The sequence below is a fragment of the Paenibacillus sp. FSL R7-0333 genome (assembly GCF_038000365.1).
GTDB lineage: Bacteria > Bacillota > Bacilli > Paenibacillales > Paenibacillaceae > Paenibacillus_AQ > Paenibacillus_AQ silagei.
In genome coordinates, this window is the sequence record NZ_JBBOBZ010000001.1 from 3,199,493 (window position 1) to 3,220,084 (window position 20,592).

General features: G+C 54.0%; 21 protein-coding genes. All 21 read left to right on the top strand.

Going from position 1 to position 20,592, the window contains the following annotated elements:
• The first annotated feature begins 126 nt into the window (after window positions 1–126).
• The 21 genes from MKY86_RS13265 (at window position 127) to MKY86_RS13365 (ending at window position 20,256) form a co-directional block, all read left to right on the top strand.
• Window positions 127–648, top strand: coding sequence for a YceD family protein (locus MKY86_RS13265; protein ID WP_036728896.1), 522 nt, complete (start codon window positions 127–129; stop codon window positions 646–648).
• Between the two features lie 50 nt (window positions 649–698).
• Window positions 699–872, top strand: a complete 174-nt coding sequence (gene rpmF, locus MKY86_RS13270) for a 50S ribosomal protein L32 (RefSeq protein WP_019911234.1) — start codon at window positions 699–701, stop codon at window positions 870–872.
• Between the two features lie 274 nt (window positions 873–1,146).
• A complete protein-coding gene (fapR, locus tag MKY86_RS13275; RefSeq protein WP_076077798.1) occupies window positions 1,147–1,743 on the top strand; it encodes a transcription factor FapR in 597 nt (198 codons plus the stop codon).
• Window positions 1,727–2,716 (top strand): phosphate acyltransferase PlsX, encoded by a 990-nt coding sequence (plsX, locus tag MKY86_RS13280; RefSeq protein WP_076077800.1) that lies wholly within the window; start codon window positions 1,727–1,729, stop codon window positions 2,714–2,716. The genes fapR and plsX overlap by 17 nt, the downstream gene beginning before the upstream one ends.
• An 8-nt stretch (window positions 2,717–2,724) precedes the next feature.
• Complete coding sequence (locus tag MKY86_RS13285) at window positions 2,725–3,714, top strand: beta-ketoacyl-ACP synthase 3 (RefSeq protein WP_143803652.1); 990 nt, start codon at window positions 2,725–2,727, stop codon at window positions 3,712–3,714.
• 89 nt (window positions 3,715–3,803) lie between these two features.
• Entirely contained in the window at window positions 3,804–4,727 is a 924-nt protein-coding gene (gene fabD / locus MKY86_RS13290; protein WP_076077805.1) for an ACP S-malonyltransferase, read from the top strand.
• Between the two features lie 51 nt (window positions 4,728–4,778).
• Complete coding sequence (fabG, locus tag MKY86_RS13295; protein WP_036728883.1) at window positions 4,779–5,528, top strand: 3-oxoacyl-[acyl-carrier-protein] reductase; 750 nt, start codon at window positions 4,779–4,781, stop codon at window positions 5,526–5,528.
• A 124-nt stretch (window positions 5,529–5,652) separates the two neighbouring features.
• Window positions 5,653–5,886 (top strand): acyl carrier protein, encoded by a 234-nt coding sequence (acpP, locus tag MKY86_RS13300; protein ID WP_036694165.1) that lies wholly within the window; start codon window positions 5,653–5,655, stop codon window positions 5,884–5,886.
• Window positions 5,887–6,108: 222 nt separating this feature from the next.
• Window positions 6,109–7,347: a beta-ketoacyl-ACP synthase II gene (fabF, locus tag MKY86_RS13305; RefSeq protein WP_076077808.1), complete on the top strand. Its 1,239-nt coding sequence runs from the start codon at window positions 6,109–6,111 to the stop codon at window positions 7,345–7,347.
• 14 nt (window positions 7,348–7,361) lie between these two features.
• Window positions 7,362–8,066 (top strand): ribonuclease III, encoded by a 705-nt coding sequence (gene rnc / locus MKY86_RS13310; protein WP_036728876.1) that lies wholly within the window; start codon window positions 7,362–7,364, stop codon window positions 8,064–8,066.
• A 207-nt stretch (window positions 8,067–8,273) separates the two neighbouring features.
• Complete coding sequence (gene smc / locus MKY86_RS13315; protein ID WP_036728873.1) at window positions 8,274–11,843, top strand: chromosome segregation protein SMC; 3,570 nt, start codon at window positions 8,274–8,276, stop codon at window positions 11,841–11,843.
• Between the two features lie 57 nt (window positions 11,844–11,900).
• Complete coding sequence (ftsY, locus tag MKY86_RS13320) at window positions 11,901–12,893, top strand: signal recognition particle-docking protein FtsY (protein ID WP_076077811.1); 993 nt, start codon at window positions 11,901–11,903, stop codon at window positions 12,891–12,893.
• A 16-nt stretch (window positions 12,894–12,909) separates the two neighbouring features.
• Window positions 12,910–13,107, top strand: a complete 198-nt coding sequence (locus MKY86_RS13325) for a hypothetical protein (RefSeq protein ID WP_340826980.1) — start codon at window positions 12,910–12,912, stop codon at window positions 13,105–13,107.
• A gap of 552 nt (window positions 13,108–13,659) precedes the next feature.
• Window positions 13,660–15,123 carry a circularly permuted type 2 ATP-grasp protein gene (locus MKY86_RS13330; protein ID WP_076077816.1) on the top strand — a complete coding sequence of 488 codons (1,464 nt, stop codon included), beginning with the start codon at window positions 13,660–13,662 and terminating at the stop codon, window positions 15,121–15,123.
• Window positions 15,124–15,152: 29 nt separating this feature from the next.
• Window positions 15,153–16,106 carry an alpha-E domain-containing protein gene (locus MKY86_RS13335; RefSeq protein ID WP_076077819.1) on the top strand — a complete coding sequence of 318 codons (954 nt, stop codon included), beginning with the start codon at window positions 15,153–15,155 and terminating at the stop codon, window positions 16,104–16,106.
• Window positions 16,103–16,969: a transglutaminase family protein gene (locus MKY86_RS13340; RefSeq protein ID WP_076077821.1), complete on the top strand. Its 867-nt coding sequence runs from the start codon at window positions 16,103–16,105 to the stop codon at window positions 16,967–16,969. The genes MKY86_RS13335 and MKY86_RS13340 overlap by 4 nt, the downstream gene beginning before the upstream one ends.
• A gap of 205 nt (window positions 16,970–17,174) precedes the next feature.
• Entirely contained in the window at window positions 17,175–17,984 is an 810-nt protein-coding gene (locus tag MKY86_RS13345; RefSeq protein ID WP_076077824.1) for an SDR family oxidoreductase, read from the top strand.
• 27 nt (window positions 17,985–18,011) lie between these two features.
• Window positions 18,012–18,356, top strand: coding sequence for a DUF1801 domain-containing protein (locus tag MKY86_RS13350; RefSeq protein WP_076077826.1), 345 nt, complete (start codon window positions 18,012–18,014; stop codon window positions 18,354–18,356).
• 155 nt (window positions 18,357–18,511) lie between these two features.
• On the top strand, window positions 18,512–19,300 hold the full coding sequence (locus tag MKY86_RS13355; RefSeq protein ID WP_445669902.1) for a DUF2087 domain-containing protein: 789 nt from the start codon (window positions 18,512–18,514) through the stop codon (window positions 19,298–19,300).
• Between the two features lie 25 nt (window positions 19,301–19,325).
• Window positions 19,326–19,706 (top strand): GIY-YIG nuclease family protein, encoded by a 381-nt coding sequence (locus tag MKY86_RS13360; RefSeq protein WP_076077831.1) that lies wholly within the window; start codon window positions 19,326–19,328, stop codon window positions 19,704–19,706.
• A 151-nt stretch (window positions 19,707–19,857) separates the two neighbouring features.
• Window positions 19,858–20,256 carry a DnaJ family domain-containing protein gene (locus MKY86_RS13365; protein WP_076077834.1) on the top strand — a complete coding sequence of 133 codons (399 nt, stop codon included), beginning with the start codon at window positions 19,858–19,860 and terminating at the stop codon, window positions 20,254–20,256.
• Window positions 20,257–20,592: the final 336 nt, after the last annotated feature.

The following is a 20,592-nucleotide window of genomic DNA, read 5'->3' on the forward strand; positions in this document are numbered from 1 at the left end:
CCCATTCTGGAAGATATATTGTATATCATAAATTGTCACGCTCCCTGAAACAATATAAAGGGAAAATGGTTGACAAACTCAGGGAATAATAGGTATAATAAATTTTGTTTGTTTGGAGTGATAAGAATGAACATTCACTTTCGCAAATTAGCGAATGCCGACGAGCCTCTGGTCCTCCACGAAGTTGTGGATGTCAGCGGGGTTGTCACAGGGCGCAAGGATATACTTGCTGTTGCACCACTCTCAGTAGACCTTAAAGCGCTGCCCGCGGGAACCGATAGTGTGAACGTGGTGGGAACACTGAACGGAGAAGTGGACATGTTATGTTCACGTTGTCTCGGTGAGGTCAAGAGTAAGCTGAACATTCCTTTCGCTGAGACCTTCAAGTGGCTTAAGCAGCCAATTCTTCCGGAAGATGAAGATGAGGAACTCATTTACATCAAAGATGAGATTGTGGATCTTATCCCGTATGTGGAAGAAAATTTCGTACTGCACTTACCGGATTCGGTATTGTGCAAGGCAGACTGTCTTGGTCTTTGTCAGAAATGCGGACAGAACTTGAACGAAGGCACCTGCAGTTGCGACAACACAGTGATCGATCCAAGACTCGCTGCGTTGAAAGGATTCTTTACCAAGCAAGATGACTAAGAACAAATCCCAAGGAATTGGGTTACAACCAAATCAGGAGGTGTCTAACAATGGCAGTACCACAACGCAGAACGTCCAAGACTCGCCGTGACAAGCGTCGTACTCACTTTAAACTGGTTGTTCCAGGTATGGTGAAATGCGAACAATGCGGAGAGCTGAAGCTTGCTCACCACGTATGTAAAGTTTGCGGAACATACAAAGCAAGAGAAATCATCAAACAATAGTTTGCACATAAGAGTAGCACTTCATCTGCCGGTGGAGTGCTATTTTTATGTGAAAATAAAGCTGGGGCAGAGCTTATATGCCTTGCGCTGCGCGGGTTTTCAGGCGCTTTTCAAGCCAAAGCTTTATTTTTGCGTCGGCATGCTTTATACTACATATTAGTACCTGGTTCTAATTGATAAGGTAGAACAGAGAGAGATGATTACAGCGGCCACTCTTACGGGCCGGAAAGCTGCACATCAGGCCTGTGCCGGGAGGTGAGCCGCTATCGAGCGGATGTCCAAGAAGGAACGTCAGCAGCAGCTGCTGGCTATAATAGAAGGGAACCCGTTTGTAACGGACCGGGAATTGACCCGCCAGCTGAAGGTGAGTATCCAGACGATCCGGCTGGACCGGCTGGAGCTGGGGATTCCCGAGCTGCGTGAGCGGATGAAGCAGATGGCGGAGCATTCCTATGATCAGGTGCGTTCCCTGCCAGCCGATGAAGTGGTCGGTGATATTGTGGATCTGCAGCTGGATAAGAGCGGGATTTCGATCTTCGAGATCCGCGATGAGCATGTGTTCTCCCGCAACGGGATTGCCCGTGGCCACTACGTCTTCGGCCAGGCGAATTCGCTGGCAGTAGCCATAATTAATGATGAGATTGCCTTAACGGCTTCGGCCGACATCCGGTTTGTGCGCATGGTCCGGCTGGGAGAGAAATGCATTGCCAAGGCGCAGGTGCGCTCACTTGCGGGCCGGAACGGCAAGGCTGAAGTGGATGTATTTACATATGTCGGAGAAGAGCTGGTATTTCAAGGCCATTTTATAGTGTATCGTTCAGCAACTGAAGAGTACAACGAAGGGGGAAACCGGAGTGCGGATCGCCATTGATGCCATGGGCGGGGATAATGCTCCTGAATGTAATGTGGAAGGCGCGCTGGCAGCGGCTGTGGAGTGGAATGACATAGAGATCATACTGGTCGGTGATGAAGCGCGGCTTGAGCCGCTGCTGAAGACTAAGCCTTCTAACGTTACCGTACGTCATGCCGGGGATGTGATCGGTTCGGATGAAGAGCCGGTGAAGGCGGTCCGCCGCAAAAAGGACTCATCCATGGTCGTAGCCGGACGTATGGTCCGCGAGGGTGAGGCCGATGCCATGATCTCCTCAGGGAATACCGGAGCATTAATGACTACAGGACTTCTGGTAGTCGGAAGAATGGAAGGGATCGAACGGCCGGCGCTGGCTCCGATGATTCCGACGCTGGATGATGTCGGTGTGCTGGCCCTGGATCTTGGCGCCAATATGGATGCCAAGCCGCAGCATCTGGCACAGTATGCCCAGATCGGGAGCATATACCGCAACAAAGTGCACGGCATTGCGAAGCCCCGGGTAGGCCTGCTGAACGTCGGGACGGAGCCGGGCAAGGGGAATGAATTGACCAAGGAAGCCTATCCGCTCCTGGAGGCGCTGCAGGGCATTCATTTTGTCGGCAATGTGGAAGCGCGGGATGTGCTCACCGGAAGCTGCGATGTGCTGGTCTGTGACGGCTTCGCCGGTAATATACTTCTGAAGACGCTGGAAGGAACAGCCGGCGCGATGTTCTCTCTGCTGAAGGAGCAGTTCAGCAAATCGCTTAAGACGAAGCTGGGGGCGGCGATTCTGATGCCGGAGCTTAGAAGCCTGAAGGGCAAGATGGATTATAAGGAACACGGCGGAGCGCCGCTGCTCGGTCTTAGCGGCCTGGTAGTGAAGGGGCATGGTTCGTCCGACGGCAATGCGGTGAAGAATGCGGTAAGACAGGCTCGGATTGCGCTGAAGGCGGATCTGGTGCCTAGTATATCGAAGGAAATTAGCGGGAAGTGAGTGAAGACATGAGACAATTACGTCCGGTAGGAATTATTGGGACTGGCAAATATGTGCCTGAGAGAATATTAACCAACAGCGATCTGGAGAAGATCGTCGAAACGAATGATGAATGGATTGTCAGCCGCACGGGAATCCGGGAACGGCATATTGCGGCCCCGGAGCAGGCTACCTCTGATCTGGCCTATGAAGCGGCCCTGAAGGCACTGAAATCCGCAGGCATGAAGGCTGAGGAGCTCGATCTGATCATTGTCGCTACAGTAACACCTGATAGTGCTTTCCCGTCCACAGCCTGCATTCTGCAGGACAAGCTGGGAGCCAAGAACGCAGCCGCTTTCGATCTGTCGGCAGCCTGCTCCGGGTTCGTCTACAGTCTGGCTACGGCAACCGGCTTTATCCAGAATGGAATGTATAACAATGCGCTGGTAATCGGTGCAGATACGCTGTCGCGCATTACTGATTATACAGACCGCAATACCTGCGTGCTGTTCGGTGACGGTGCCGGTGCGGTAATCGTCGGCGAGGTTCCGGAAGGACGCGGCTTCCAGTCCTTCGATCTTGGAGCGGAAGGCTCTGGCGGCAGCCTGCTTAATCTGGAAGCGGGCGGCTCACGTCTCCCGGCTTCCCAGCAGACCGTAGAAGACAAGAAGCACTTCATCTATATGAATGGCCGCGAGGTCTTCAAGTTCGCAGTACGCGTCATGGGATCGGCCACGGAGCGTGTGCTTACCAAGGCGGGATTGTCTAAGGAGAATATCGACTTGTTCGTGCCGCATCAGGCCAACATCCGGATTATTCAATCCGCTATGCAGCGTCTGGATCTGCCGCCGGAGAAGGTTGTAGTCAACGTTGATAAATACGCGAATACCTCCGCTGCCTCCATTCCGCTGGCTCTTGTAGAAGCAGCCGAGGAAGGCCGGATGAAGGCAGGCGATGCAGTGCTTATGGTCGGCTTCGGTGGCGGACTTACCTGGGGCGCTTCTGTGCTGATCTGGTAAGAATCGGGGCATTAATAATAGTGACGCAGCAGCCCAATCCGGGGAATATCCGGGCTCGCTGCAGTTAAAGGGAAGGAGCTGTATACCTCATGAGCAAAATCGCATTTGTCTTTCCCGGTCAGGGTGCACAGGCAATCGGTATGGGTAAGGATGTATATGAAGCATTGCCTCAGAGCCGTGCAGTCTTTGAAAAGGGTGACGAGGTGCTTGGATTTTCGCTGAGCGGGCTTGTATTTGAAGGGCCGGACAGCGAGCTTAAGCAGACGGTGAACACTCAGCCGGCACTGGTTACAGCCAGTGTGGCTTATCTGGAAGCGCTAAGCGGCCTCCAGGTTACGCCGGATTATGTGGCAGGCCACAGTCTTGGCGAATATAGCGCTCTAGTGGCAGCCGGCGTGCTGTCCTATGAAGATGCTGTAAGGCTGGTCCGCCTGCGCGGACAATTCATGGAAGAAGCAGTTCCCGGAGGACAGGGGGCTATGGCAGCGGTGCTTGGAGCAGACCGTGAGGCGCTTACGGAATTATGCCGCAGTATTACAGCGGCGGGTACTCCCGTTGAACTGGCGAATGTCAATTGTCCGGGACAGATTGTGGTGTCCGGTTCCGTAGCCGGTGTAGATGAGGTGGTCCAGCGTGTGAAGGAAGCCGGGGGCAAACGGGCGATTCCGCTGGAGGTTAGCGGGCCGTTCCACTCCTCATTAATGAAGGGTGCGGCTGAGCGGCTGGCTGCTGAGCTCGAGAAGGTAACCTTCAATGCTCCTGCTATGCCGGTAGTGGTCAATGTCACCGCTGCTCCGGTGACAGACCCTGAAGAAATCCGCAAGCTGCTGGTAGAACAGGTATATTCTCCGGTACTCTGGCAGGATAGCGTGGAATGGCTCATTGGCGCAGGTGTAGATACTTTTGTAGAGATTGGCTCCGGCAGTGTGCTGGCTGGCCTGATCCGCAAGATTGACAGGAAGGTCAAGGTTGTGAATATCAACAGTCTGGAGAGCGTGCAGGCTGGCTGGTAAGCCGCTTGGCCTAACCGCAACCGCATGATTATCGAAGGGGGACAACATAGCATGTTTGCAGCACTAAAAGGTCAGACCGCCCTTGTAACCGGAGGGTCCCGGGGGATCGGCCGCAGCATTGCCTTGGCACTCGCTGCTCATGGCGTGAAGGTCGCGGTGAACTATTCCGGCAGCCTTCAGGCGGCTGAAGAGACCGTGGCCCGGATTCACGAGCTGGGCTCGGAAGGAATCGCTCTGCAGGGGAATGTCGGCCGCAGCAGTGACGCTGAGAACCTGGTCAAAGAGGTTATCCAGACCTGGGGCAAAATCGATATCCTGGTGAACAATGCGGGCATTACCCGGGACAATCTGATCATGCGTATGAAAGAGGAAGAATTCGATCAGGTCATCGAGACGAATCTGAAGGGCGTCTTCAACTGCCTGAAGGCAGTAACCCGCCCGATGATGAAGCAGCGTTATGGCCGGATCATCAATATTTCCTCGGTTGTGGGCGTGACGGGGAATCCCGGGCAGGTGAACTATACCGCTGCCAAGGCAGGGGTAATCGGCATGACGAAGTCTGCGGCCCGCGAGCTGTCTTCACGGGGGATTACCGTGAACTGCATCGCACCAGGCTTCATTGATACCGACATGACCCGCGAGTTGTCCGATGAGGTTCGCAGCGAGCTGATTAAGGGGATTCCCTTGGGAGAGCTTGGGCGGGCGGAGGACATTGCGAATGCGGCGGTATTCCTGGCTTCGGAAGGGGCAGCTTACATGACAGGCCAGACGCTTCATGTGGATGGCGGAATGTACATGTAAGGCTTCGCAGGGCGTTAGATCGTTACGGGTGAAGATGGACAGAGGCGGCCAGGGCAGCGTTTTTTATGCTCTATGGTATTTTGACTTCATATCTCGTATAATACCAAAAGAGGAGGTGAACCGGATGTCCGATGTATTGGAGCGTGTAACACGCATTGTCATCGACCGCTTAGGTGCCGATGAAGCAGAGGTAACATTAGAAGCGTCTTTCAAAGATGATTTAGGTGCTGATTCTCTTGATGTTGTAGAATTGGTAATGGAATTGGAAGATGAATTCGACATGGAAATCTCTGATGAAGATGCAGAGAGAATTACGACCGTGGGTGAAGTTGTGAAGTACATACAATCTCATACCTAGAGTCATATGATTGAGGGTCCCGTTCCTGCCAGGGCGGGACTTCTCCTCATTTTACAGTTCTTTCAGTTAAGCTTCCGCGAAGAGACGCATGAGCATCTTTATGAAGATAATACAGAACCGCAGATTAATTAATGCTGCGGCGACTGCAGTTTATATAGACATCTGGTATGTTTGCGTTTACACATTGTAGAGGTACACAGCCTATAGACGGGGTGATTATGTTTGAATCATAGAGTAGTTGTAACTGGTATGGGTGTAATGACTTCGCTGGGTAAGGATCTTGAGACGTTCTGGGATAGCCTCATGAGCGGCAAGTCCGGAGTATCCCTGGTTGAAGCTTTTGATGTCAGTGAATATCCAACAAGAATTGCTTCCTCGGTCAAGGATTTCGATGCGGAAGCACGCTTCGGCCGCAAGGAAGCCCGCAAGATGGACCGGTTCGTACAATTCGCAGTTGCTGCCGGTGAAGATGCGCTGAAGGACAGCGGACTTACGATCGGTGAAGATATCGATGCAGAGCGGATCGGGGTATCTGTCGGCTCTGGAATCGGCGGCCTCGGCACATGGGAAGATAACCACAACCTGCTGCTCGAAAAAGGCCCGAAGCGGGTCAGCCCGTTCTTCATTCCGATGATGATTGCCAACATGGGCTCCGGCCAGCTGTCGATCAATCTCGGGGCCAAGGGACCGAATACAACGACAGTGACCGCTTGTGCAACAGGCAGCCACTCCATCGGAGAATCCTTCCGTCTGATCCAGCGCGGTGATGCGGATGCGATGATCTGCGGCGGTGCGGAAGCAACCATTCGTCCTACAGGAATGGCAGGCTTTTGTGCAATGAGAGCCATGTCTACCCGCAATGACGAGCCGGAGAAGGCCAGCCGCCCGTTTGATGTGGACCGTGATGGCTTTGTTATGGGCGAGGGTGCGGGAATCCTGATTCTCGAATCCCTGGAACACGCCGAGAAGCGCGGAGCCAAGATCTATGCCGAAGTCATCGGATACGGTCTCAGCGCCGATGCCCACCACATGACGGAGCCTGATCCTGACGGTGCAGCACGCTGCATGAAGATGGCGATCCGTGATGCCGGTATTCATCCTGAGGATATCGACTACATCAATGCGCATGGTACATCTACACCGGTAGGCGATAAATCCGAGACAGCCGCTGTGAAGAAGGCGCTTGGAGAGCATGCGTACAAGGTTGCGATCAGCTCAACCAAATCGATGACAGGCCACTTGCTTGGCGCTGCCGGCGGGGTGGAAGCGATTATCTGCGGGTTGTCCCTGCAGAAGGGTATGATTGCCCCTACCATCAATTTGGACAACCCTGACCCGGATTGCGATTTGGACTATGTTCCGAATGTGCCACGTCAGGCGGAGCTGAATATCGCGATGTCAAATTCCTTCGGATTCGGGGGACATAACGCGACCGTTATTCTCAAAAAATATAATAAGTAAGGGGAGACAGTGCAGTGAAAGGAGACCTGAAGCAGTTACAAAGCCAACTTCAAATCCAATTTCACGATCCTGTACTTCTGAAGCAGGCTTTCACCCATGCATCTTATGTGAACGAACACCGGTTCAATCAGCATCAGGACAACGAGCGCCTGGAGTTCCTGGGTGATGCGGTGCTTGAGCTGACGGTGTCCGAATATCTGTATAATCTGCTCCCGGACAGACCCGAGGGAGAATTGACCAAGCTGCGTGCTGCGATTGTCTGTGAGCCGTCGCTGGTCCGGTTCGCCGAGACCTTGGGCTTCGGGCGGTATGTACTGCTGGGAAAAGGGGAAGAGCTTACGGGCGGGCGTACCCGCCCGGCTCTGCTGGCTGATGTGTTCGAAGCCTTCGTGGGAGCGCTCTATCTCGATCAGGGACTGGAGACGGCCCGGAGATTCCTGGATAATCACGTATTTCCGCTGGTTGAAACCGACGGTAAGCTGCAAATGCAGATGAGCGACTTCAAGACAGAGCTTCAGGAACTGATACAGCATCATGGGATGGGTACGCTGGAATATCGGATTATTGAAGAACGCGGACCGGCGCATGAGCGTGAGTTCGTCTCAGAAGTATATATGGCCAGCCGTTCACTCGGCAGCGGCAGCGGCCGCTCCAAGAAGGAAGCGGAGCAGCAGGCAGCGGCGGCGGCGTTATTGCTTCTGAAGGAAGATGGTGCCTGAAGGCACATTTGAACATCTGAAATGCGGAGTAGAGCAGCAATGGTCTGAATGCCGGCGGTTCGGCGGAAGTCAGACTTTTGCTGCTCTTTTTCGAAAGATCAGAAATGATATGTTTTGGGGTAAATATCGAAGCAGGTGCACCACTTTATGGGGTTGTTTTGGCAAGGAAACACTATGGTATAATGGGTCAGAGGTGAGTAGCGAGTTATGTTTCTGAAACGGATTGAATTAGCAGGCTTCAAATCATTTGCCGACAAAACAGAGATGGAATTTGTGCGCGGAATAACGGCTGTAGTCGGCCCGAACGGCAGCGGAAAAAGTAACATATCCGACGGCATCCGCTGGGTGCTTGGGGAGCAGAGTGCCAAATCCCTGCGCGGCGGCAAGATGGAGGATATTATATTTGCCGGAAGTGATGCCCGCAAGGCGGTCAACTATGGTGAGGTCTCGCTGACGCTGGATAATGAGGATCATGTGCTGCCGCTGGATTTCAGCGAGGTGACCGTGACCCGGCGTGTCCACCGCAGCGGCGACAGTGAATATCTGATCAATAAGCAGGCCTGCAGGCTGAAGGATATTACGGAGCTGTTCATGGATACCGGTATCGGCCGTGAAGCTTATTCGATTATCGGACAAGGCCGGATTGAAGAGATTCTCAGTACCCGTTCGGAAGACCGGAGGGGGATTTTTGAAGAGGCTTCAGGTATTGTTAAATATAAGTCACGCAAAAAGGATGCCGGCCGCAAGCTCGATGAGACCGAGCAGAATTTGCTGCGGATTCATGACCTGATCAGCGAGCTGGAGGATCAGGTGGGACCGCTGAAGGACCAGTCCGAGAAGGCGATAAGATACAAGGAGCTGCGGGAGCAGCTAAAGCATCTGGAGATTTCGGTATATGTGCATCAGATCGAAGGCATACATACATCCTGGCAGGAGGGCAACGCCCGCCTGGAGGTGCTTAAGACGGAGCAGCTGGAGCTGTCCACTATAGTCTCTGCCCATGATGCCAAGCTGGAGAGCGGCCGGGCGGAGCTGCGGAATCTGGAGCAGGAAGTGGAGAAGCTGCAGGAACAGCTGCTGCGCAGCAGCGAAGCCAACGAGAAGAGCGAAGGCTACGGAGAACTGCTGAAGGAGCGCCGCAGGAATCTGGAGCAGAACCGGGAACAGCTCATGCAGACTCTGGGTTCTGTAGGCGAACGCTCTGAGGGGCGGCAGCGTGAGCTGGCGGAGCTGGAGCATAAGCTGAAGCAGACCAGGCAGACGCTTGCGGAGCTGCGGGCACAGCTGGCGGATGAGGAATCGAAGCTGCAGGGTGTGGCCGGAGGCATCAGCCAGAGCAAGGAAGAGAAGCTGAAGAGCGCTCTGCTTGAGCTGATGAACCTGATGGCCCAGGCGCGCAACGAGATCCGCTATGCGGATCAGCAGAAGGAGAGCCTGGAGCGGCGGATGAGCCGCAGCCAGGAGGAGAGCGGCAAGTGGACAGCGCGGCTGGAGGAGCTGGTCTCTGCACAGAGCGGGCTGAAGGATAAGATTGCCGCGCTAGGCAAGGAAATCGGGCTGCTGCGCGGCGCATACATTACGGAGAGCGAGCAGACCGGCAAACGGCAGAAGCTGCTCGAAGAGACGCAGAGCGGCCTGCGAAAATGGGAGCAGAAGCGCGAAGCCCAGGTGTCCCGGCATGAGACGATGAAGGAAATGCAGGATGATTTTGACGGCTTCATGCTTGGGGTCAAAGAGGTGCTGAAGGGCGCGCGCAAAGGACAGCTAAGCGGTGTACACGGGGCAGTTGCCGAATTGATCTCCGTTCCCGAGAAGCTGGAAATGGCGATTGAGACCGCCATGGGCGCTTCCTTGCAGCATGTGGTTATGGAGAATGAAGCGGTGTCCCGGCAGGCGATTGCTTTCCTGAAGCAGCGTCAGCTCGGACGGGCGACCTTCCTCCCGCTTGATGTGATCCGGCCCCGGCAGATTACCGGCAGTGACCGCAGCATGGTTCAAGGTGCTGAAGGGTTTGTCGGTATCGCCTCGGAGCTGGTAGGCTATGAAGACAAGTATGGAAGCATTATCGGAAGCCTGCTTGGCAATGTCGTAATCGCTGAGAGTCTGGAGCAGGCGAACCGCATTGCGGCCAAATGCCAATACCGCTACAGAGTGGTTACGCTGGAAGGCGATGTGGTGAATGCAGGCGGCTCAATGACGGGCGGCAGCCAGCATAAGAAGAACAACAGCCTGCTTAGCCGCAAGCGTCAGCTTGACCAGCTCTCCGGCGAGATTGAAGAGAGCGAGCAGCAGATTGCCAAGCTGAAGCAGGGGATCAGCCGCTTGCGCGCTGAACAGGACAAAGGCTCCCAGAAGCTGGAGCAGCTGCGGCATGACGGTGATGAGAAGCGGCTGGAGGAACAGCGCGTATCCGGCGATCTGAAGCAGCTGGAGCAGGAGCTGCGGCATGTGCAGGAGCAGGTCGAGGGCGCGGGCGCGGAGCGCAGCGGCTTCGAGCAGGAGGTACGCGGGCTGGATGAGGCCCGCAAGCAGGCGGAAGCAGAGCTGTCCCGGCTGGAGAAGGAAGAGCAGGAGGCGCACGCAGCCATCCGCAGTGCCGAGTCGGACCGCAAGGCGAATGAATCGGCCAAGGAAGAGCTGCAGGGCAAGCTGACCGGGATGAAGGTCACGGAGGGCAAGCTGGATCAGGAGATCTTCTCGCTGGAGGAGCAGCTGCGCCGGATGAGGCAGGACGCCGGCTCCCAGGAGAAGGAGCTGCGCCAGAGCCGCAGCCTGCTTATGACCATCGAGCAGGATCTGGAAGAGAATGCACGGGAGACCGTGAAGCAGAAGGAAGAGGTCAACAGTCTGCGGCTGAGCAAGGAAGATACGTCTGCGAGGCTTGACCTGGCCCGTGCCGACCGCGCGGCGATCTCGCGCAAGCTGGAGCTGGCCGAAGGCGAGACCAAAGACCAGCGTCAGGCGCTCCGGGCGGTCGAAGACAAGCTCCGGTCCACGGAGGTTGCCGTTGGCCGGCTGGATGTAGAACTGGACAATATCCTCCGCAAGCTGAGCGATGACTACGAGCTGAGCTACGAGCTGGCGAAGCAGCGTTATCCTGTGCCGGAGGATGTGCCTGCGGCACAGCTGGAGGTGCAGCGTCTGAAGCGCAGCATCTCCGGTCTGGGCGAGGTCAACCTGGGTGCGATTGAAGAGTATCAGCGGGTGCATGAGCGGTATACTTTTCTCAGCGGGCAAAAGGATGATCTGGTGGAAGCCAAAACAACGCTGTATCATGTCATCCATGAGATGGAAGAGGAGATGTCGAAGCGCTTCAAGCAGACCTTCGATGCCATCCGCCGCGAGTTCGGTACGGTGTTCACGAAGCTGTTCGGCGGCGGGCGGGCAGATCTGCAGCTGCTGGACCCTGAGCATATGCTCGATACCGGGATTGATATCGTTGCCCAGCCGCCGGGTAAGAAGCTGCAGAATCTCCAGCTTCTCTCCGGCGGAGAACGCGCTTTGACCGCGATGGCTCTGCTGTTCGCCATTCTGCAGGTGAAGCCGGTGCCGTTCTGCGTGCTGGATGAAGTGGAAGCGGCGCTGGATGAAGCCAATGTGGTGCGCTTCGCCCAGTACCTGCGTGAGTTCTCGGAGCAGACGCAGTTCATCGTAGTGACCCACCGCAAGGGAACGATGGAGGAAGCCGATGTGCTCTATGGTGTGACGATGGAGGAGGGCGGCGTATCCAAGCTCGTATCCGTGCGGCTGGAGGATGAAGAGGCAGAGATAGCTTAACTAGACGCAGGATTCATGAAGTGATCCCTATAACCCTTTAGGAGGAAGCATAAGCATATGAGTTTTTTCAAAAAACTGAAAGACAGCATCTCCGGTAAAACGGAAAGCGTAACGAAACAGTTCCGCGACGGTCTGGAGAAAACACGCAAGGGCTTCGTTGAGAAGGTCTCTGATCTGATTATCCGCCGCAAAAAGATCGATGAAGAGTTCTATGAGGAGCTGGAAGAGATTCTGATCGGTGCCGATGTAGGCGTAAATACGGTCATGAATCTGGTGGAGGAGCTGCGCGCCGAAGTGAAGCAGAAGCGGATCGAGGACGCGGCAGAGCTTCAGCCGATTCTCTCCCGCAAGCTGATGGAGCTGCTGCGCGGAGATGATGACAATAGTCTGAACGAGAATCCGGACGGCATTACCGTGATCCTGTTCGTCGGCGTGAACGGAGTCGGGAAGACGACGACCATCGGCAAGCTGGCGCACCGCTACAAGCAGGAAGGCAAGAAGGTTCTGCTGGCGGCAGGCGACACCTTCCGTGCCGGAGCCATTGAGCAGCTTGAGGTGTGGGGCAAGCGTGCCGGAGTGGATGTGATCAAGCAACAGTCGGGATCGGACCCGGCAGCGGTGATGTTCGATGCGGTTCAGGCTGCCAAGCAGCGCAGTGTGGATGTGCTGATCTGCGATACAGCAGGCCGGCTGCAGAACAAGAGCAATCTGATGGAAGAGCTGAACAAGATCTTCCGTGTCATTCAGCGCGAGATTCCAAGCGCCCCGCATGAGGTGCTTATGGTGCTGGATGCCACCACCGGGCAGAATGCGCTCACCCAGGCCAAGCTGTTCGGCGAGAAGAGCGGCGTGACCGGCCTGGTACTGACGAAGCTGGACGGTACGGCGAAGGGCGGAATCGTGGTAGCGATCCGCCAGGAAATGAACCTGCCGGTGAAGCTGGTTGGTCTGGGCGAGAAAATGGAAGATCTTCAGCCGTTCGATTCCGACCAGTTCGTGCATGCCCTGTTCGCAGGCATGATCTCGGAGGAAGCGGACCCGGAAGAATAACTGCTCAGGCTTGCATTTGAAGCAGTGCAGGCAGAACGAAATAACGGCCATTGCAACCTCCCTTTGGAATGAAATATTCCCGGGGAGGTTTTTTGTTGAACGGATTGGACCCGCTGAGAGGGGAGGGGAAGAGGAAATAGTTGGATTTTCTCCACTTGCTGATGAAAGAAAGGTCTCTGTTAGGGAAGGAGTTGGAAAAACAACACTTAATTGAGCGCATTTCAGCCAATGTGGCTGATACTAAGACTAGCAGTTGTAGTTTTTCCACTTGCTTTCCCCTATCCTTCAGAAATCGAAGAATTAAGATACGTTTGTCCACCTGTTGTTGCGGGGCTGCCGCTTCTTGGCTTCCCGCACAGAATCCCCCGCCACGGACATATACTCCTCTGCGGAAAGGAGCCCCCACCAGTACATAACCATCCTTCTGCTTACTCCCCTTTTGGCGTTTAAAAGAATACGCCGAAATTATATTAAAAATACAACATATGAAAAATTCATAATAGTACTGCCTGTCAGCACTCCGGCATACAATTGGATGTGGAATGAACGCGGAGCACCCCGAAAAGCAAGTTTAAGAGAAAGGAAGCGATTCCAAACCGGCAGAATGGTGCGGAAACTCCATTTTGCTGTTATATATATTGACATGGATAATATCATTTACGTATTATGAAGGTAGTAAATCATATTTTCGTGGTGAACTTCTAAAATTCGAACTTATTTGTTAAGAAACATAACACATTATACTGATCCGAGAGGAGTCGGGCTCATGTCCAAACTAGATCCTTTGCCCGGTCTGTCTCCGTATCCGCTACAGCATTTCTATGATGAGATGTATGCGGATGAACGGAACGTCCGGCCTCATTACAAGCATGTGAACCGCATGTTTTCCGGGATGAGCCCCGAAGAGCTGCAAGGCAAGCAGAAGCTGATGCAGCGTCGGATGATGGAAGAAGGCATTACCTTTACACTGTACAACCCGGCACAGGATCAGCCTATGGAGCGGACGATTCCCTTCGATATGATTCCGCGCATTATCCCCAAGGGGGAATGGGAACGGCTGGAGGCGGGCATCGTGCAGCGGATTACCGCACTGAATCTGTTCATTCATGATATTTACCATGAGCAATACATCGTGAAGGACGGTATAGTGCCGAGGCGGATGATTATATCGAACTGTTATTTCCGGCCGGAAATGACCGGACTCCGTGTACCCGGCGGTGCGTACATCACCACTTCAGGGATCGATCTGATCCGCCATCATGACGGCGAGTATTATGTGCTTGAGGATAATCTGCGTACACCCTCTGGCTTCTCGTATCTGTTCAAAGGCAGATCGCTCATGAATCAGCTGTTTCCTGAGTTGTCGTTTGCCAGCTCCATCCGCGATGTGGATCACAGCCTGAACCGTTTCCTCTCCGTGCTGCGCAGCCTGTCCCCGTCCCGGACCAAAGACCCGGTCATTGCCTTGTTGACACCGGGGGAATACAATTCGGCTTATTATGAGCATGCTTTTCTGGCGCAGCAGATGGGCATTCATCTGGTTGAGGGCCGCGACCTGGTTGCGCAGGACCACAAAATCTACCTAAAGGTGATGAACGGTCTGCGCAAGGTCGATGTGCTGTACCGCCGCCTGGATGATGATTTCATTGATCCGCTTGCTTTTCAGCCCAGCTCGCTGCTGGGGGTTGCAGGTCTGATGAATGCCTACCGGGCGGGAAATATCGCGATTGCCAATGCACCCGGAACCGGGGTAGCTGATGACAAGGCCATGTATGTGTATGTGCCGGATATGATCCGCTATTACCTTAATGAAGAGCCGATTCTGGGCAATGTGCCGACCTATCTGCTGTCACGGCCGCAAGAGCGCCAGTATGTGCTGGACCATCTGTCTGAAATGGTGGTGAAGGAGACGTCTCTCTCCGGGGGCTACGGCATGCTGATCGGGAGTGAGGCGACGAAGGAGGAGCTCATAGACTTCCGGCTCAAAATACTGGCAGAACCCGAGCGTTACATCGCCCAGCCGATTATGTCGCTGTCCCGTGCACCGGTCTTGTCAGAAGGCAGTATGGCTCCGCGGCATATCGATCTGAGGGCATTTGTGCTGATGGGGGCTGACCGCAAGCCGCATGTCATTCCAGGGGGCTTGACCCGGGTAGCGATGCGCGAAGGCTCGCTGGTCGTGAACTCCTCCCAAGGCGGCGGAGTGAAGGATACCTGGGTAATGGCCTAGAGACTATCTACGTTAAAGGGGTGGCTAGAATGCTGAATCGCAATGCGGAGGCTCTGTTCTGGATCGGCCGGTATATTGAACGGGCTGAGAATCACGCCCGGCTGATCGATGTGCATTACCATATCCAGCAGGAAGAGGATTTCCAGGAAGAGGGCCACAAGTGGTCGCGCCTGATTGACGCGCTTGGGGTACGGAGCGAATATCTGCGGCAGTTCGAGAGCTTCAGCGAACAGGATGTATTATCCTTCATTACGCTGGATCTGGGGAATACCAACTCTCTATTCTCCTGTGTGCATCAGGCCAGGAATAATCTGCGCACCCTGCGCCAGCATCTGCCGAGTGAGCTGTGGGATATTGTAAACGGCTTTAACCTGTGGCTGGGGGAGCAGTCGGTAGCGGATATCATGCGCGGTCCCCATCAATTCTTTCAGCAGGTTAAGGAACGGGCGGCGATGTTCCTTGGCGCGGAGCAATCGGTAATGCTCCGGGGCAATGAATGGCATTTCATCGAGAGCGGCCGGTTTCTGGAGCGGGCAGAGAATACGACGCGTATCCTGCAGACCGTCACGGTATCCTGCAAGTCGAAGGATATCAATTCTATCTATACCCAGCTTCAGGCCGTGCTGAAATCGGTGAGCGGATATCAGTCCTTCCGCCGGTATTATGCTGATGATATGTCGCCGGAGTGCATCCTGGAATTCCTGATCGTGAACCCGCTGTTCCCCCGTTCGATCCGCTTCTCGTTCCACAAGCTGGAGGAGCATCTGGCCAAGCTGGAGCTGGACACTACAGAGAAGGGCTCGGGGCATGAGAAGGTGATCCGGCAGGCGGGCAAGATCAAGGCGGAGCTGGATTATATGGAGAAGGATGAGATGTCCGGGGACCTGGCCCTGGATGTGCTGGAGTCACTGATGATATCCTGTCAGAGGCTCGGCAGAACGATGGACGGTGCTTTTTTTCGCCGTGAAGGAGTCTCGGTATGAAAATACAAATCAACCACACAACCACCTACAGCTACCCCGAGCCGGTGACGGACAGTGTCAATGAGATCCGGCTGACGCCGCGCACGAACTACCGGCAATCCTGCTATCACCATGAGGTGGAGGTGCACCCGCCAGCCAATCTGCTAACCTATGAGGATTTCTTCGGCAACCGGGTCCATGCCTATTCGGTGAATAAGCCGCACACGGAAATGGTGATTCACACCAAAGCGACCGTGGTCACGCTCGACAAGGCGCAGGGCACGGATCTGCCGCATATTCCGCTGGAGGAGCAGGTGAAGCTGCTGAATGACGAGAAGTTTCAGAACCGGTATATAGAGTTTATTCTGCCTACCCGGTACACCGAGGTGACGCCGGAGCTGGTGGAATTTGCATCGCAGCATCCTTTTGAGGATGCAGAGGATATGTATGAATGGACCCGGAAGCTGTCGTCCACCATCTATGAGCAGTTTACGTACGATCCTGAGGCGACAAGCGTCAATACTACGGTAAAAAGAGCACTTATGCTCAAGCGCGGAGTCTGCCAGGACTATGCGCATCTGATGATTGCGGTCTGCCGCAGTGTCGGCTTGCCATCGCGGTATGTGAGCGGGTACCATTTTGTCGGGGATCTGCAGGGGGGCAATGCGAACTTCGAACAGGCCTCCCATGCCTGGGTGGAGACACATATTCCGGGTACGGGCTGGCTGGGCTTCGATCCGACTAATAATGTTGAAGTGAACTGGCGGTATATCAAGCTAGGGCATGGACGGGATTATAAGGATATCGTTCCGGTCAAAGGCGTATACCGCGGAGCAGCGGGCACGCTTACGGTTAAGGTGGATGTACGGCAGCTGGAAAATTGAATGATTCAGAGCAGGCCCCCGCAGATGTGGGGTTTTTGCTGTTGCAGACAAGATATGCAGGAGCTTATCAAGCGGATAGGCTGTGCATGTTGCACTGGGCTTGTGCAATTTTTTGCATAACATGATTATAATCAAGCATCATTTGGGTAATCTTGAAACAGAGCCATTACATGCAGAATGGTATTCACGGAAGGAGAGTGTACATATGAGCCCCAATATAGCAAAAAAGCAGCGTTTTCAAGGGAAAACAGCCATAATCACAGGTGCGGGCTCGGGAATCGGCAGAGCGGCAGCAATTCAGCTGGCACGTGAAGGTGCGAATGTCGCCTTGTTCGATCTGGTGAACGAACGTACTTCGATCCTTGAACAGAAATTGAATAAGCTGCGCAGGGATTGCGCGTTAGCTATTGATGTGGATACTTCGGATGCCGGCCGGATGGAGGAAGCGGTGCGCAGAACTGTGGAGCATTTCGGAGGTCTGGATATTGTGTTTGCCAATGCTGGCATTAACGGAGTGGTCGGGCCGATTGAGGAGCTGAGCGTGGATGATTGGGAGAAGACATTGTCTGTCAACCTCACTGGCACCTTCCTGACGCTGAAATACACCATTCCCCATCTGAAGGAGAAGGGCAAAGGCAGTATTATTATTACCAGCTCGATCAACGGCAACAGCAGATTTACCAGCTTCGGCTGGTCACCATACAGCACCACTAAGGCGGGACAGGTCGCGTTCGCGAAGATGGCTGCACTGGAGCTGGCCAAGTTCAAAATCCGGGTCAATGTCATTTGTCCGGGAGCGATCGCCACGAATATCGACGAGAGCACGGAGTGGAACGATGATGTGGAGTCCATTGTCATTCCCATTGAATTCCCCGACGGTGCGCAGCCGCTGGCAGACGGTCCGGGCAAACCGGAGAATGTGGCCGATCTGGTCGCGTTCCTGGCCTCGGATGAATCCATTCATATTACCGGCTCGCAGATTGTGATTGACGGTGCGGAGTCGCTGCTGTCTTAAATTCATTCTCCAGGAAAAGGTGATTCCATGAACCGAGAAGTGACGGATTACATCACGCAAATCAAACTGCCCTGGCAGTCGGAGATAGGCTCCAAGCTACGTGAGGTCATTCACGAGGCTATACCGGAGGTAGCGGAACGGATTCAGTATGGCAAACCGCATTTTCTCAAAAACGGGAAATATGCCGCTGTCATCTCTACCGCCAAAGGCTGGGTGAGCTTCTCCATCTTCAACGCAGCAGGGCTGGAAGTGCCTGAAGGCCAATTCGAAGCGGGGAGCGGGGATCGTCTCACAACCAAGCTGACGGAGGGCAAGGCTGTTGATTATGAATTGCTGTCTTCCTTGCTGAAGCAGGCTTCTGCTGCATTATAGCTACTAACAAATAGGGATCCTTCGGGATATAGAGACACTGCCGGAAATGGCGGTGTTTTTCTTTTGTCACAAACAATCTAATTAGATAGTTGTAAAATAACAAACGAAATGATAATATGTTTATATAAAAGCAAACAAAGGGTGTGATGGTCCAGTTGGCAGAAGAGAATGAAGCAGTGCGGATATCGGAGAAATTCTGGAATGCGTCCATTGCAGAATTGAAGCAAGGCTATAATATGGAGACGGAAGAGCGGACGGAAAAGTATCATTGTCTGGTCTGCGGGGCTGCCTTCGAGAAGGGCTTGATCTATAAGGATGGAGGGCAGTATTACGAAGCGGAGAAGTTCGCAGCTCTGCATGTGGACAGGGTTCATGGCGGGATGTTCAATTGGCTGCTGACGCTGGACAAGAAGCTGAGCGGGTTAACCGATTTGCAGAAGGGGCTGCTGCAGGCCTTCCGCCAAAGTCTTAGCGATGCAGAAGCAGCCAAGGAGCTGGGAATCGGCAGCACCTCCACGGTGCGTAACCACCGGTTCACGCTTCGCGAGAAGGTGAAGCAGGCCAAGCTGTTTTTGGCGGTTATGGAGCTGGCTGAGGAGAAGCCGGGAGCTTCATCGTCTTTTGTGAGTATACCGCGCACGGCTGTGATGGTTGATGAACGGTTCGCGATTACCGAGCAGGAGAACGCCGAGATTCTGGGCACCTATTTCAAACAGGGGCCGGATGGCCCGTTGTCTGAGTTCCCTAAACGGCAGAAGCGGAAGGCGGCGATTCTGCGCCATTTGCTTCAGCGTTTTGAGACAGGGCGCAAGTACAGTGAGAAGGAAATCAATGCGGTGCTCGAAGCTGCTTACCCCGATTATGTAACGCTCCGGCGTTATCTGATCGATTACGGGCTGCTCGGCCGTGAAGAGGATGGAAGCAGCTACTGGGTGGAATTATAACGGAGAGATGAAGGGGAGAGAAGAAATGACAGATAAAGCCAGACGCAAGGAACTGGGATATAATTATGCGCACACGCACAGGCCAATGGGGGTATACAGAATTGTGAACACCGCTAATGAGAAAATGTATGTGGGAAGCAGTCTGAACCTGGACGGGGTCTGGAATAAGCATAAGTTCATGCTGGATATCAAAGGCCATGACAATAAGGCGCTGCAGGAAGACTGGAATGAACGCGGGGAAGCGGGCTTCCGCTTCGAGGTGCTGGAGCAGATTAAGCCGGAAGAGGATTTCGTGGCCGATGTGCAGGAGCTGCATAAATACCGCAAGATGCTGCCGGATATGGAGAGTAAATGGATGGAGCAACTGTCTCCTTACGGGGAGCGCGGATATCATAAGCAGAAATAGCTTTCTGCCTGGTTATAAGAAGCGATAACTTACAGTCAAACCGGGAATGAATTTCAGCAGCACCCGTGCTAAAATAAGGACAAAGCTGTAGCAGAATGTGCCGTTTGGAATGTAAAAGGGCACTGGGGCGCTGATGAAAGGAACGGTGCGGATGGCTATATTATCTTGGCTTGCAGAACAGAGAATTCAGGAAGCGATGCGCAGCGGGGAGTTCGCCAATCTGCCGGGGCACGGCAAGCCGCTTGCGCTGGAGGATCTTTCCGGCGTACCTGAGGAACTGCGGATGTCCTACAAGATTATGAAGAACGCCGGGCTGCTGCCGGAGGAAGTGACGCTGCGGGCAGAGTGTGTAACGCTCGAAGAGCTGCTGGTGGCTTGCCACCGAAGCGGCAACAGCACTGCCGAGGAACGAAAGGAGCTGGAGGGCAGGCTCTCCCTGAAGCGGCTGCGTCTTCAGATGCTTTTGCAGGAACGGGGGCTGGAAGGCAATGCTGCATATACGGATTACGGGGATGCGATCGGGCAGCGGCTGGCGGGAAGGGAAGAGTAAGTAAGCGGAAACCTCCGGTTCTATGAACTGGAGGTTTTGTGCTGGGTAGGGGAGTGGGGGAAGTGCGTTTCATATAGGTGGATTTTCTCCACCTGCTGATGACGAATGAACCGCAGCTATAACTGCAGGTGGAAAAATAGCACTTAAACGACCGTGCTTCACCCAAAGTAGCTAAAACCACTGCCAATAGATGCTGTTTTTCCACGTGCTATCCTACAATCCGCCGAAACCCACAATTTAAGATACATAATTCCACTTGCTTACAGTGGTGTATTGCGGTGAAGGCAGAATCATGAATTGCGTGATACAACAGCCGGAAGCCAAGAATGTTCACCC

What these genes read in the sequence shown, in the direction of transcription:
- MKY86_RS13360 (WP_076077831.1), top strand. Translation starts at nt 19,326, where the DNA reads ATGACAGATAAAGCCAGACGCAAGGAACTGGGATATAATTATGCGCAC.
- MKY86_RS13265 (WP_036728896.1), top strand. Translation starts at nt 127, where the DNA reads ATGAACATTCACTTTCGCAAATTAGCGAATGCCGACGAGCCTCTGGTC.
- fabG (WP_036728883.1), top strand. Translation starts at nt 4,779, where the DNA reads ATGTTTGCAGCACTAAAAGGTCAGACCGCCCTTGTAACCGGAGGGTCC.
- smc (WP_036728873.1), top strand. Translation starts at nt 8,274, where the DNA reads ATGTTTCTGAAACGGATTGAATTAGCAGGCTTCAAATCATTTGCCGAC.
- fabD (WP_076077805.1), top strand. Translation starts at nt 3,804, where the DNA reads ATGAGCAAAATCGCATTTGTCTTTCCCGGTCAGGGTGCACAGGCAATC.
- rpmF (WP_019911234.1), top strand. Translation starts at nt 699, where the DNA reads ATGGCAGTACCACAACGCAGAACGTCCAAGACTCGCCGTGACAAGCGT.
- MKY86_RS13330 (WP_076077816.1), top strand. Translation starts at nt 13,660, where the DNA reads ATGTCCAAACTAGATCCTTTGCCCGGTCTGTCTCCGTATCCGCTACAG.
- acpP (WP_036694165.1), top strand. Translation starts at nt 5,653, where the DNA reads ATGTCCGATGTATTGGAGCGTGTAACACGCATTGTCATCGACCGCTTA.
- fapR (WP_076077798.1), top strand. Translation starts at nt 1,147, where the DNA reads ATGTCCAAGAAGGAACGTCAGCAGCAGCTGCTGGCTATAATAGAAGGG.
- MKY86_RS13350 (WP_076077826.1), top strand. Translation starts at nt 18,012, where the DNA reads ATGAACCGAGAAGTGACGGATTACATCACGCAAATCAAACTGCCCTGG.
- MKY86_RS13285 (WP_143803652.1), top strand. Translation starts at nt 2,725, where the DNA reads ATGAGACAATTACGTCCGGTAGGAATTATTGGGACTGGCAAATATGTG.
- MKY86_RS13340 (WP_076077821.1), top strand. Translation starts at nt 16,103, where the DNA reads ATGAAAATACAAATCAACCACACAACCACCTACAGCTACCCCGAGCCG.
- MKY86_RS13335 (WP_076077819.1), top strand. Translation starts at nt 15,153, where the DNA reads ATGCTGAATCGCAATGCGGAGGCTCTGTTCTGGATCGGCCGGTATATT.
- MKY86_RS13365 (WP_076077834.1), top strand. Translation starts at nt 19,858, where the DNA reads ATGGCTATATTATCTTGGCTTGCAGAACAGAGAATTCAGGAAGCGATG.
- MKY86_RS13345 (WP_076077824.1), top strand. Translation starts at nt 17,175, where the DNA reads ATGAGCCCCAATATAGCAAAAAAGCAGCGTTTTCAAGGGAAAACAGCC.
- ftsY (WP_076077811.1), top strand. Translation starts at nt 11,901, where the DNA reads ATGAGTTTTTTCAAAAAACTGAAAGACAGCATCTCCGGTAAAACGGAA.